Origin of the sequence: Rhizobium sp. ZPR4, assembly GCF_040215725.1 — a bacterium.
Taxonomy (GTDB): Bacteria; Pseudomonadota; Alphaproteobacteria; order Rhizobiales; family Rhizobiaceae; genus Rhizobium; species Rhizobium rhizogenes_D.
The window spans coordinates 210,350-223,216 of the sequence record NZ_CP157969.1; the positions used below are offsets into that span (position 1 = coordinate 210,350).

General features: G+C 62.5%; 11 protein-coding genes. 1 reads left to right on the forward strand and 10 read right to left on the reverse strand.

The window, feature by feature from the left end; all coding sequences use genetic code 11:
• Positions 1-7: 7 nt before the first annotated feature.
• From doeA to ABOK31_RS28860, 4 genes are all read right to left on the reverse strand, one after another.
• Positions 8-1,186 (reverse strand): ectoine hydrolase DoeA, encoded by a 1,179-nt coding sequence (gene doeA, locus ABOK31_RS28845; RefSeq protein ID WP_349962299.1) that lies wholly within the window; start codon positions 1,184-1,186, stop codon positions 8-10.
• Positions 1,183-2,199 (reverse strand): ectoine utilization protein EutC, encoded by a 1,017-nt coding sequence (eutC, locus tag ABOK31_RS28850; protein ID WP_349962300.1) that lies wholly within the window; start codon positions 2,197-2,199, stop codon positions 1,183-1,185. The genes doeA and eutC overlap by 4 nt, the downstream gene beginning before the upstream one ends.
• Entirely contained in the window at positions 2,196-3,182 is a 987-nt protein-coding gene (gene eutB / locus ABOK31_RS28855) for a hydroxyectoine utilization dehydratase EutB (RefSeq protein ID WP_349962301.1), read from the reverse strand. Before eutB ends, eutC begins: the two co-directional genes overlap by 4 nt.
• 273 nt (positions 3,183-3,455) lie before the next feature.
• Positions 3,456-4,655, reverse strand: coding sequence for a DUF3422 domain-containing protein (locus tag ABOK31_RS28860; protein ID WP_349962302.1), 1,200 nt, complete (start codon positions 4,653-4,655; stop codon positions 3,456-3,458).
• Between the two features lie 274 nt (positions 4,656-4,929).
• Here ABOK31_RS28860 and ABOK31_RS28865 point away from each other — a divergent pair, with 274 nt between their 5' ends.
• On the forward strand, positions 4,930-5,478 hold the full coding sequence (locus tag ABOK31_RS28865; RefSeq protein ID WP_174172534.1) for a VOC family protein: 549 nt from the start codon (positions 4,930-4,932) through the stop codon (positions 5,476-5,478).
• Positions 5,479-5,498: 20 nt separating this feature from the next.
• Here ABOK31_RS28865 and lpdA read toward each other — a convergent pair whose 3' ends face one another.
• The 6 genes from lpdA to ABOK31_RS28895 all read right to left on the reverse strand — a co-directional run bounded on the left by lpdA (position 5,499) and on the right by ABOK31_RS28895 (position 12,845).
• Positions 5,499-6,887 (reverse strand): dihydrolipoyl dehydrogenase, encoded by a 1,389-nt coding sequence (lpdA, locus tag ABOK31_RS28870; protein WP_349962303.1) that lies wholly within the window; start codon positions 6,885-6,887, stop codon positions 5,499-5,501.
• Positions 6,888-6,891: 4 nt separating this feature from the next.
• Entirely contained in the window at positions 6,892-8,172 is a 1,281-nt protein-coding gene (locus ABOK31_RS28875) for a dihydrolipoamide acetyltransferase family protein (protein ID WP_349962304.1), read from the reverse strand.
• Between the two features lie 2 nt (positions 8,173-8,174).
• Positions 8,175-9,188 (reverse strand): alpha-ketoacid dehydrogenase subunit beta, encoded by a 1,014-nt coding sequence (locus ABOK31_RS28880; protein WP_174172537.1) that lies wholly within the window; start codon positions 9,186-9,188, stop codon positions 8,175-8,177.
• 1 nt (position 9,189) lies between these two features.
• Complete coding sequence (locus ABOK31_RS28885) at positions 9,190-10,422, reverse strand: 3-methyl-2-oxobutanoate dehydrogenase (2-methylpropanoyl-transferring) subunit alpha (protein ID WP_349962306.1); 1,233 nt, start codon at positions 10,420-10,422, stop codon at positions 9,190-9,192.
• Between the two features lie 82 nt (positions 10,423-10,504).
• Positions 10,505-11,632 carry an acyl-CoA dehydrogenase family protein gene (locus tag ABOK31_RS28890; protein WP_349962308.1) on the reverse strand — a complete coding sequence of 376 codons (1,128 nt, stop codon included), beginning with the start codon at positions 11,630-11,632 and terminating at the stop codon, positions 10,505-10,507.
• 25 nt (positions 11,633-11,657) lie between these two features.
• A complete protein-coding gene (locus ABOK31_RS28895) occupies positions 11,658-12,845 on the reverse strand; it encodes an acetyl-CoA C-acyltransferase (protein WP_349962310.1) in 1,188 nt (395 codons plus the stop codon).
• Between the last annotated feature and the right edge of the window lie 22 nt (positions 12,846-12,867).

Below are 12,867 nucleotides of genomic sequence, written 5' to 3' on the forward strand. Positions count from 1 at the left end.
CAGGCAATCACTTCACGACCAGACGCCGGGGAACATTGGAGAGGCATTCGACGCCAGTCTCGGTGATGACGATGCTCTCGGTGATTTCCATGCCCATATCTTCCAGCCAGAGGCCGGTCATGAAGTGGAAGGTCATGCCGGGCTTGAGTTCGGTGCGATCGCCGGGGCGCAGGCTCATGGTCCGTTCGCCCCAGTCAGGCGGATAGGAAAGACCGATCGGGTAGCCGGTGCGATTATCCTTGACGATCCCGTATTTCTTCAGAACCGCGAAAAAGGCGTTGGCGATATCTTCGCAGACATTGCCGGGCTTGGCGGCGGCAAGGCCCGCCTCCATACCCTCGAGCGTCGCCTTCTCCGCATCGAGAAAGGCCTGCGTCGGCTTGCCGAGGAAGACCGTTCGCGACAGCGGGCAATGATAGCGGCGATAGCAGCCGGCGATCTCGAAGAAGGTGCCTTCGCCGCTTTTCATCGGCTTGTCGTCCCACGTCAGATGCGGGGCAGAAGCATCGGCACCCGACGGCAGCAGCGGGACGATTGCCGCATAGTCCCCCCCGAAACCGTCGACGCCGCGAATACCGGCATCATAGATTTCAGCGACCAGATCGGACTTGCGGATTCCCGGCGCAACCTTCTCGACGATCCGCTGGTGCATGACCTCGACGATGCGGCCGGCCTTGCGCATATAGTCGAGCTCGGTCTTGCTCTTGACGGCGCGCTGCCAGTTCACGAGCCCTTTCGCATCCTTGAAGCGGGCATTCGGCAGATGCTTGACGAGCGAGGCGTAGGCTGCCGCGGTGAACCAGTAATTGTCCATTTCGACGGCGATCGAGGCATTGGCCCAGCCGCGTTCCTCGATGATCTTCGAGAGCAGATCCATCGGATGGCGCTCGTTGGACTGCACATAGTGATCCGGGTAGCCGACGATGTTGTCATGGGCGAGATAGGCCGTGCGCTTGGCGCCATTGGCATCCTGCCCGCGCCCGTACCAGATCGGTTCGCCGGCGCCTGGCACCAGTACGCATTGATGCACGTAGAAGGACCAGCCGTCATAGCCGGTGAGCCAATGCATGTTGGACGGATCGGTGACGATGACGAGATCGACACCGGCCTTTTCCATGGCGCGGCGCGTCTTTTCGAGCCGCTCGGCATATTCGGCGCGGGTGAAATTGAGGGTCGGTTCGCTCACGCTGGGTCTCCTGATGCTTTTGTCGTTTCGATCGCCTGCCCGGCGCCGGCCAAGACGGCACGGCGATGGGCAAGCGTGGCAATGGCGGTATCCTGGACGCCCGTCCCGGTCAGATCGCAAAGTGTGATCGCCTCGGGCGACCGGCGACCTGCCGCCTGCCCCGCAACGATGGCGCCGAGTTCGGGAAAGTCTGCCGTCTCGCTCACAAGCCCCGCGGCAATCGCATGACGAAGCTCGCCCAGCCGCCGTGTCTGTCTGAGACTGTCGGCGACGTAAGGCGTTGCTTTCGAAATCGCGGCGGGTTGGATCTCGTTCTTGTGCTCGGCGTCCGATCCCATGGCGGTGATGTGCTGGCCCGGCTGCAGCCAGGCGGCATCGAGAATCGGTTTTTCCGAGGGCGTCGTGGTGACGATGATATCGGCGCCACGGCAGGCCTCTTCGACATCCGCCACCGCCGAGACGGGAAAGCCGAGTTCGGCCGTCATTTCACTCGCAAGCTTTTCGGCCTTTGCCAGATCCCGCGCCCAGATCCGCGCAGCCTCGATCGGCCGCACCAGCGTGAGCGCGCGCAATTGCAGGCGGGCCTGCATGCCCGCCCCGAGAATTGCGGCGATCCGGGCATCCGGCCGGGACAGATGACGTGCGGCGACGGCCCCCGCCGCGGCGGTGCGTACATCCGTCAGATAACCGTTGTCGAGCAAAAGCGCCTCGACGAGGCCGGTGTGGGCCGACAGGAGCATCATCAGCCCGTTGGTGCTTGGCAGGCCAAGCGATGGATTATTGAAAAAGCCGGGGCTGACCTTGATCGCGAAGCTATCGAGATCAGGCACATAGGCCGTCTTCACATCGACCTCGCCGCGATGGGCAGGGATATCGAGCCGCATAATCGGCGGCATTTCCACCGTCTTCGTCGCCAGCGCCGCAAAGGCCTGTTCGATGCAGTCGACGGTATCGTTATCGAGCCGAACGACCTTGCGAAGATCGGTTTCCGTCAGGATCAGCACGCGCGTCATGGCACCACTCCCCTCTCATGACCATTGACGATGGCCCGATGGGTCGCCGGATCGATATTGCCTCCGGAAATGATGACAACCATTGGGCCAGCGGGTTTGACCTTGCCAGCAAGCAGGGCCGCTATCCCGACGGCACCCGCCCCCTCGACGGTCATGCCCTCGATCAAGGCGGCATGGCGGATGCCAGCGGCTATCTCCTCTTCGCTGAGCAGGATCACATCATCGAGAAGCGCCCTGCACATTCGGAACGTCAGGCGGTTGTCGAGCCCAATGCCGCCACCGAGCGAATCCGCGAGGGTCTCCACCTCCTGCACATCCGTCGGACGACCGGCCGCAAGGCTTGCCGCCATCGCCGCGCCGCGCTCCATCGACACGCCGACCACCTTGGCGGCGGGCCGACGGCTTTTGATCGCGGCCGCAACACCGGAGGCCAGCCCCCCGCCCGACAGCGGCACGAAAACAAGCAGCGTTTCCGGCAGATCGTCAGCGACCTCGAGCCCGAGCGTGCCCTGGCCGGCAATGACATCGGCATCGTCAAAGGGCGGAATGAAACACATGGCCTCATCACGGACGAGACGCTCGACCTCCAGCATCGCATCATCCTGCGAGTGTCCGACAATACGGATGTCGGCCCCGAGGTGTCGGATGGCTTCGATCTTGTTGGCCGGAACAAGCGCGGACAGACAGATGGTTGCGCGCGCGCCCATCGCCTTGGCGGCATGGGCAACGGCCCTGCCGTGATTGCCAGTGGAGGCTGTCACCAGCCCGCGCGAACGTGCCTCTTCATCCAGGCACAAAAGCGCATTGGTGGCGCCGCGAAGTTTGAAACTGCCCGTGTGCTGATGGTTTTCCAGCTTGAGATGGATCGGAACGCCCATTCGCTGAGACAAGGCTTGCGAGAACCGCAACGGCGTGCGCAGCACATAGGAAGCAATGCGTCGCCGCGCCGCTTCTACATCCGGCGGCGTTACCATCATTGTCATGGCGCGCACCGGTCTCTTGCCGATGATGCAACCGGCGTCATCATGATTTCTATCTCTTTCTCGCGCTGGATGTTCATGACATCAGCGTGAAAGAGACAATGGATCATGTCAATCTGTATATTGTTTCATTACAATTATAAGTGAACCTTCCAAGACTGACGGCCAAGTGAGGTCATGTCGGCATGGCGCGCTTGGCGGGTCGCCAGGCGCATGGGATTTCGTATTCGTGCTGGTGCTGGCGGCGGTTACTGCGCGCTCTGTGTTCGAAAGACGTCAGGATTTCAGCGCGTGCCTAACCCTCAGGATCGCAAGGGCAACCGCTCCGATCACCACGGGAATGGAGATCAGCATATAGATCGGATTGATATGAAGGCCGGCATGATCTGCCGTCTCGAACGCGACTTTGATCAGGCTCAGAAGGTAGTAGCTGATGGCAATGATCGAAAGACCTTCGACCGCCCGCTGAATTTTGACCTGGGTTTCAGCGCGATCGGCCATGGCCTGGATCTGAGCGGCGTTCTGGACCTCGATCTCCACCTGAATACGGGTCTGGAGCAAGTCGATCAGATGCATGGTCGCATGCGACAGTTGTTCAAGGCGCAATGCTGTCGCCTCGCAACTTCTGACCGCCGGTTTGAAACGGCGCGCGACGAACACGCCGAAACGCTGAAAACCCGGGACATGGGTCTCGCGCAGCTCGGCAATGCGTTCCTCGACGATTTTGGCATAGGCGGCGGTTGCGCCAAAACGATTGCGCGTCTGCGCCGCCGCTGAGATTACCTCCGCGGAAAGCTGAGAAATCTCATCGAGCAGTCGCTTGTGGTCTTCGGCAGAGGTCGACACATGGCGATTGGTCAATTCGACAAGCTTTCGGTCGTAGCCGCCAAGAACCGGGCCAAGCCTCCGCGCCTCCGGGAAGCCCAAAAGCGCCATGACGCGATAGGTCTCGATTTCATAGACCCTGCGAACCATGCGGCCGAGCCGATATGCATTGAGATCGTGATTGAAGAGGATCGTGCGGCTGGTGCCGTCGTCCCCGACGCGAAAATCCGAGCAAACGAGTGCCGCTCCGCCGCCAATCGTGGATGCCGCCGTGTCACCGAATTGGAGCGCCGAAAGAAGGGGGCCGAGTTCGCTCGGCGCCGATCCGCAAATGAGAACTTCCAATCGGCAAATGAACGACCAATCGATCAGGCCGGCGAGCCGCGCCGCCTCATCAATCGACAGGGAACCCGTGGGCCAGATCGAAGGATCGGCCTCAAGAGGCGTAACCCGGGTGACGGTGACGAATTCGGTGTGAAACTCGACCTGCGTTCGAGGGCCTTCGATTGCGTCCTCGGCAACGACAACGCGGTGGCTCAGATCGGAGATCGAGGGTGATGTGCCCGACAGGGCTATATGCTCGACGAGCGCCGGACCCGAAAAATAGATCGATGGCCGCGCGTGAAGTTCCGAATTGAAATCGACTGCCACCGTTTTCGCTCCCCCAAGCAAATGCCTGTTCTAACCGTATGCCGGCCATTGCGGCAATCGGCAATGCTTCGCTCCCTGCGACAGAGTGTCCCGAGGTGTCGACGGCAGCCTCGTTCGGCCGGCTTCGGACATAGGGTAAGCTCTCCACAACCAACATCGATCGCGTGACTTGCGAACCGAGGCTTTCGGTAGAAGATAGTGGTGAACGCACGGCCAGGCTCAGAGAACCACACAAGCGGCGGTTCGCCCTGGGAGTATTGAAGGGGAGACTCGCATGACAAAAGCAGCAAGCTTGGGGTTGCCTGGCCTCCTGGGTCAGGACCATACGGGCATCACCGTTCCCGATCTCGACGAGGCGCTGGATTTCTTTGTCCGGATACTCGGCTGCAAACATGCCTATACGTTCGGCCCGATCGGCGATGACGAAGGCGATTTCATGCAGCAGGCGCTCGGCACTCATCCGCGTGCCCGCATCAGGCGCGCCGCTCTTATCCGCATCGGTCATGGCTCCAATCTGGAGCTCTTCGAATATGAGGCACCGGACCAACGTCGCCTTGAGCAAAAGAACAGCGACATCGGCGCCTTCCATGTCGGTCTTTATGTCGAAGACATTCAAGCAGCCAAGGCCTACCTCGATGCACAGGGCATCGCGACCCGCCTCGGGCCGCTCCCCATTGGTGAGGGACCGAATGCCGGACAGAGCATTCTCTATTTCCAGTCACCCTGGGGCCTACAATTGGAGGTCATCAGCTATCCCGGGGGCATGGCCTATGAGAAGACGTCCGAAACCATCCTTTGGTCGCCAAAATCTCCAGAAAAGTGATGTCGGTACCAGACACTGGCTCAAATGTGCAGGGCATGGCCGAGCGCTTTCAATGCGGCTTCCTGCAGGCTTTCGCTGCGGGTCGGATGGGCGTGGATCGTCCCGGCAATGTCTTCCAGCCGCGCACCCATCTCAAGCGCCAGCGAGAACGCGCTTGACAGTTCCGAGACGCCGGCGCCGACCGCCTGCAGGCCAAGGACCAGATTGGTGTCCGCGCGCGCTACAGCCCGCACAAAACCGTCTTCCGACTGGGTCGTCATCGCCCGCCCGTTGGCACTGAAGGGAAAAAGACCGACGCGAATTTCATAGCCCTGGGCGCGCGCTTCATCGGGTGAAAGCCCCGCGGTGACGATCTCGGGATCGGTGAAGCAGACGGCGGGAATGGCGCGTTTATCCCAGACACGCTTGCGGCCGGCAACGATCTCCGCGACCATCTCGCCCTGCGCCATGGCGCGATGGGCAAGCATCGGCTCGCCGGTGACATCGCCGATCGCGTAGACGCCGCGCATGGATGTGCGGCAGCGTTCATCGATGCGAATAAAGCGGCCGGCGCGGTCGAGATCGAGCTCTTCAAGCCCCCAACCTTCTGTGCGCGGCTTGCGCCCGACAGTGACGAGCACTTTGTCGGCGGCAATCCGCTCTTCCTCTCCAGCGACGGTCTCGACTACCAACGCCTCTCCGGAATAGCCCTTCGCCTTTGCGCCAGTCAGCACGCGCACGCCAAGCTCACTCAGGCGCTTGGCGACGGGCTTGACGAGCTCGGCATCGTATTGCGGCAGGATCTGCGCCATCGCCTCGACCACCGTGACCTGCGCGCCCATCTTGGCGAAGGCGGTGCCGAGCTCCAGGCCGATATAGCCGCCGCCGACGACGGCAAGTGTATTGGGCACACTCGTCAGCGACAGCGCTTCGGTGGACGAGAGGATCGCTCCGCCAAAGGGCAGCGCCGGCAGCGCGACCGGTTCGGAGCCCGTCGCGATCACGACCGTTTCGGCACGGATGACCTGGGTTCCGGTCTCGGTCTCGACTTCGACAGTCTTGCCGTCGCGGAACGTCGCCTGCCCATGCACGATCTTGATCTTGGCCTTTCGCAGAAGACCGAGCACGCCGCTGTTCAACCGGCCGACGATGCCATCCTTCCAGCGTATGGTCTGGCCGAGATCAAGCTTCGGCGCCTCGACGGTGATGCCGAGCGCATTGGGGCTCGTCATGTGGCTGACCTTCTCGAACTCCTCGGCCGCATGGATCAGCGCCTTGGAGGGGATGCAGCCGATATTCAGGCAGGTGCCGCCAGCCTTTGTGGATTCGACAATCACAGTGTCGACGCCGAGCTGGCCGGCGCGGATGGCGCAGATATAGCCGCCGGGTCCGGCGCCGATGACGAGGAGCTTGCAGACGATTTCTTTCATGTCATCAACCTTCGATGAAGATCAGAGCGGGGGTTTCCAGCAGCGCCTTGATCCGCTGCACGAAAACAGCCGCGTCCCAGCCGTCGACGATGCGATGATCGAAGCTCGACGAAAGGTTCATGATCTTGCGCGGGACGAATTGGGTGCCGTCCCAGAGGGGCCGGGTCATGATCTTGTTGACGCCGACAATCGCGACTTCCGGATGGTTGATGATCGGCGTCGTGACAATGCCGCCAAGCGCGCCGAGCGAGCTGATGGTGATCGTGGAGCCGGAAAGCTCCTCGCGTGCAGCGGTGCCATTGCGGGCGGCCTCGGCAAGACGCGCGAGTTCGGCGGCAACGTCCCAGATCGGCCGGGCCTCGGCGTGCCGGACGACCGGCACCGTGAGACCCGACGGCGTCTGCGTGGCGATGCCGATATGGACGGCGCTATAGCGGGTGACGACGCCGGCATCATCGTCGAAGGTAGCGTTGATACCAGGCTGCTCGCCGATCGTCTTGACCAGCGCCCGCATCAGGAAGGGCAGGATGGTCAGCTTCGGTTGATCCGGCTTGCGGCCGGCATTCATCGTCGCGCGCAGATCCTCGAGATCGGTGACATCGACCTCCTCGACATAGGTGATGTGGGGAATGCGCGAGCTGGCAAGACGCATCTTTTCGGCAATGCGGCGGCGCAGGCCGGTGACCTTGATCTCTTCGGTGGCGGTTTTACGGGCAAGCCCGGCTGGCGCAACGGGAGCGGGCTGGGCGCCGCGCGCAATGAACTGATCAAGGTCTTCGTGGCTGATGCGGCCGGCCGGGCTAGTGCCGATCACTTGGCGCAGGTCGACGCCGGCCTCCTGGGCACGCAGGCGCACGGCGGGGGAAGCGAGCGGTCGCTCCGCCGGTTCGCGAGCGGTGAGACGTTCCATGGATTTTTCCGGCTCGGCGACCCTTGCTTCGACGGCTGGTCTCGCTGGAGACGACGCGGCGGGTTTGGTCTCTGCGGGCCGGTCCCTGACCGGCTCGGCTTTCGCTGCCGGCTCAGCCGCATCCCCATCCTCTCCGGCGATCTGGATACGCAGCAACGGCGCCTTGACCGCGACCGTATCCCCGACCTCGGCGCCAAGCCAGAGCACGACACCCTCGACCGGAGAAGGAATTTCCACCGTCGCCTTGTCGGTCATCACGGCGGCGAGCACCATGTCCTCGCGCACCGGATCGCCGGGTTTGACGTGCCATTCGACGAGCTCTGCCTCGGCCACGCCTTCGCCCACATCGGGCATCTTGATGACGAATTCACCCATCCTCAGCCCTCCATCACTTCTTTCAGTGCCCGGCCGACGCGGGCGGGACCGGGGAAATAGTCCCATTCCTGCGCGTGCGGATAGGGCGTGTCCCAGCCGGTCACGCGCACGATCGGCGCCTCAAGACTGTAAAAGCAGTGTTCCTGAACCAGCGACGCGATTTCCCCGCCGAAACCTGAGGTCAGTGTCGCCTCGTGCACGACAACACAACGGCCGGTCTTCTTCACCGACTGCACGATCGTATCGAGGTCGAGCGGCAGAAGGCTGCGCAGGTCGATCACCTCGGCATCGATCCCCGTTTCTTCCGCTGCGGCGAGCGCCACATGCACCATCGTGCCATAGGCGATGACGGTGGCCGCATTGCCCGCCCGGCGGATCTCCGCCTTGCCGATCGGGATCGTGTAATGCCCTTCCGGAACCTCGCCGAGATCATGTTTCGACCAGGGCGTAACGGGCCGCTCGTGATGGCCGTCGAAAGGGCCGTTATAGAGGCGCTTGGGTTCGAGGAACATCACCGGGTCCGGGTCCTCGATCGCGGCGATCAGCAGGCCCTTGGCGTCGTAGGGATTGGAAGGCACGATGACCTTCAGGCCGCAGACATGGGTGAAGAGTGCTTCCGGGCTCTGGCTGTGCGTCTGTCCGCCGAAAATGCCGCCGCCTGTCGGCATGCGCACGACGATCGGGCAGGTGAAGTCGCCGTTGGAGCGGTAGCGGATGCGTGCGGCCTCCTGGGTAATCTGATCGTAGGCCGGGTACATGTAGTCGGCGAACTGAATTTCGACGCAGGGCTTCAAGCCATAAGCGGCCATGCCGATCGCCGTACCGAGGATGCCGGACTCGTTGATCGGCGCGTCGAAGCAGCGGGTCTTGCCATATTTGGCCTGAAGCCCCTGCGTGGCACGAAAGACGCCGCCGAAATAGCCGACGTCCTCGCCGAAGACGACGACATCATCGTCACGCCCCATCGAGACATCCATGGCGCTACGCACGGCCTCGATCATTGTCATTCTTGCCATATCAGTACCCTGCCTTTTGCCGCTGGCGGCGGATATGGGCGGGCATTTCCGCATAGACGCCCTCGAAGATATCGCGCACCGACGGCTTGCCGCCGGCATGGAGCGTGCCGTGGCTTTCGGCCTGTTTCTGTGCCTCGATGACCTCGTCCAGAACCTCGGCCTCGGCCTGCGTGTGGCGTTCCTCCGACCAGACGCCGCGCACGATCAGATGTTTTTTCAGCCGCAGCACCGGATCGCCAAGCGGCCAGGCCTCGGATTCGGTTTTCGGACGGTAGGCGCTCGGGTCATCCGACGTGGAATGCGCACCGACGCGATAGGTGACATATTCGATCAACGTCGGACCGAGATTGCGCCGGGCACGCTCGGCCGCCCATTTGGCGACGGCATAGACGGCCAGATAGTCGTTACCATCGACGCGCAGCGCCGGGATACCGAAGCCGAGACCGCGGGCGGCAAAGGTGCCGGAGCCGCCCCGGGCAATGCCTTGAAAGGTCGAGATGGCCCACTGGTTGTTGACGATGTTGAGGATGACAGGCGCCTTGTAGGTGGAGGCGAAGACCAGCGCGGAGTGGAAATCGGATTCGGCAGTCGAACCGTCGCCGATCCAGGCGGCGGCGATCCTGGTGTCATTCTTGATGGCCGACGCCATCGCCCAGCCGACGGCCTGCACATATTGGGTGGCAAGGTTGCCTGAAATGGTGAAGAAGCCATGCTCCTTCGACGAATACATGATCGGCAGTTGCCTGCCGCGCAAGGGATCTGCCTCGTTCGAGTAGATCTGGTTCATCATCTCGACCATCGGATAATCGTCGGCGATCAAGAGCCCCGCCTGCCGGTAGGTCGGGAAATTCATATCCCCCTTGTTCAGCGCCTTGCGGAAGGCGGAGCTGACCGCCTCCTCGCCAAGATGCTGCATGTAAAAGGAGGTCTTTCCCTGCCGCTGCGCCATCAGCATGCGGGCATCGAAGGCCCTGAGCTTCATCATGTTGCGCAGGCCCGTCAACAGCTCCCCATCCGAGAGCAGCCCGGCCCATGGGCCGACCGCCTCGCCGTCGCGGTTGAGAACACGGATGATGGAATAGGCGAGATCGCGGATCTCTTCCGGCGCCACATCGACCGCGGGCCGTGGCACAGCCCCGGCTTTGGCGATCTTGACGTTGGAAAAATCCGGCTGGCCACCGGGCCGAACCGCCGGCTCGGGGACGTGCAGGCTCAGATTTGGAACCTCGTTCATGCGCTGTGACACCTCCCTTGTCGACCGTCTCGCCCGTTGCTCCCCACGGCGGGCATAGCCGCATACATTCTAGGAAAACATACTATAAGTTGCGTGCGATAACGATGCGCTGAACGTCGCTCGTTCCCTCGTAAATCTGGCAGATGCGGACGTCGCGGTAGATGCGTTCCACCGGATAGTCCGCCATGTATCCGTAGCCGCCATGGATCTGGATCGCATCGGAGCAGACCTTTTCGGCCATTTCCGAGGCGAACAGCTTGGCCATCGACGCTTCGGTGAGGCAGGGCTGCCCCTCTTCCTTCAACTGCGCTGCGTGCAGCACCATCTGGCGGGCGACCTCGATCTGCGTTGCCATGTCGGCAAGCCGGAAAGCCACCGCCTGATGATCGATGATAGGCGAGCCGAAAGCGGTGCGCTCGCGAGCATAGTCGCGCGCCGCCTCGAAAGCCGCGCGCGCCATGCCGACGGACTGCGATGCGATGCCAATGCGCCCGCCTTCGAGATTCGACAGCGCAATCCTGTAGCCGTCGCCTTCCGCACCGAGCCGATTTTCGGCAGGGATGCGCATGCCGGTAAAGGCGATCTGACATGTGTCGGACGAATGCAGGCCGAGCTTGTGTTCGACACGCACGACCTCGTAGCCGGGCGTGTCGGTTGGCACGATGAAGGCAGAAATGCCCTTCTTGCCGGCATCAGGATCGGTGACGGCAAAGACGATGATGATATGGCCGTTCTTGCCTGAGGTAATGAACTGCTTGGCGCCATCGATCACATAATGATCGCCGTCGCGGCGGGCGCGGGTCTTCAGGTTCGAGGCGTCGGAGCCAGCCTGCGGCTCGGTGAGCGCAAAGCCGCCGATCCATTCGCCGCTTGCAAGCTTCGGCAGGAAACGCTGCCTCTGCTCCTCCGTCCCGTATTTCAGAATCGGCACGCAGCCGACGGAGCTGTGAACGCTCATGATGGTCGAGCAAGGGCCATCGCCGGCCGCGATTTCCTCAAGCGCCACGGCATAGGCGATCACGCCCGTTTCCGAACCGCCATAGGCTTCCGGCACGAGCATGCCGAGAAAGCCGAGTTCGCCCATCTCTCGCAGTTCCTCGCGAGGGAATCGGCTTTTCTCATCGCGCTCGGCAGCACCCGGCGCCAGCCGCTCGCGGGCAAAATCGCGTGCCATGTCGCGGATCTGGATCTGGTCTTCGCTCAGGATCATATCCCGGACTCCTCCTCGAAACCGTTCAGTTCAGTTCGACGGCCATCGCGGTTGCTTCGCCGCCGCCGATGCAGAGCGTCGCCATGCCGCGTTTCATGCCGTAGCGCTTCAGCGCCGAAAGTAGCGTGACGAGCACGCGCGCACCGGATGCACCAATCGGATGGCCGAGCGCACAGGCACCGCCGTGAACATTGACCTTGTCATGCGGCAAGTCGAGATCGCGCATCGCCGCCATGGCGACGACGGCAAAGGCCTCGTTGACCTCGAACAGGTCGACATCACCAAGGTTCCAGCCGGTGCGTTCACCAAGCTTGCGCAGCGCGCCGATCGGCGCGGTCGCGAACAGATTGGGTGCCTGCGAATGCGTGGCATGGCCGACGATGGTGGCGAGTGGTGAGATGCCCTTGCGCTCCGCCTGCGAGCGCCGCATCAGCACCAGCGCGGCCGCGCCGTCGGATATGGAAGAGGCGTTCGCCGCCGTCACCGTACCGTTTTCACGGAAGGCGGGTTTGAGCGTCGGAATCTTCTCCGGCTTTGCCTTGCCCGGCTGCTCGTCCCGGCGGACGACGAGCTCGGACCGCCCCGCCTTCACCGTAACGGGAATGATCTCGGCCTCGAATGCGCCCTCTTCGATCGCTTTGCGGGCGCGGGTCAGGGATGTGACCGCGTAGTCGTCCTGAGCCGCGCGTGTGAACTGATAGGCCTCGGCACAATCCTCGGCGAAGGTGCCCATGAGGCGACCCTTGTCATAGGCATCTTCCAACCCATCCAGGAACATATGGTCGATGACACGCCCGTGTCCGAGCCGGTAGCCGCCCCGCGCCCGGTCGAGGAGGTAAGGCGCATTCGTCATGCTTTCCATGCCCCCGGCAACTGCGATCGAAGCGCTGCCAGCAGCGATCAGATCGTGCGCCAGCATGACCGCTTTCATTCCGGAACCGCACATCTTGTTGACGGTGGTCGTCCCCACCGCAAACGGCAAGCCAGCCCCGATCGCGGCCTGCCGTGCCGGTGCCTGCCCCTGGCCGGCCGGAAGAACGCACCCGAAAACTGTTTCCTCCACAGCATCCGGACTGATACGGCTTCGATCGAGCGCAGCACGAATGGCGGCGGCACCGAGCTCCGGCGCAGTGGAATCTTTGAAATCGCCCTGGAAGCCACCCATTGGGGTGCGGGCCGAACCAACGATGACGATCGGATCTGCTGGCGTCATATCAAAACCTCCCGTTCACGAG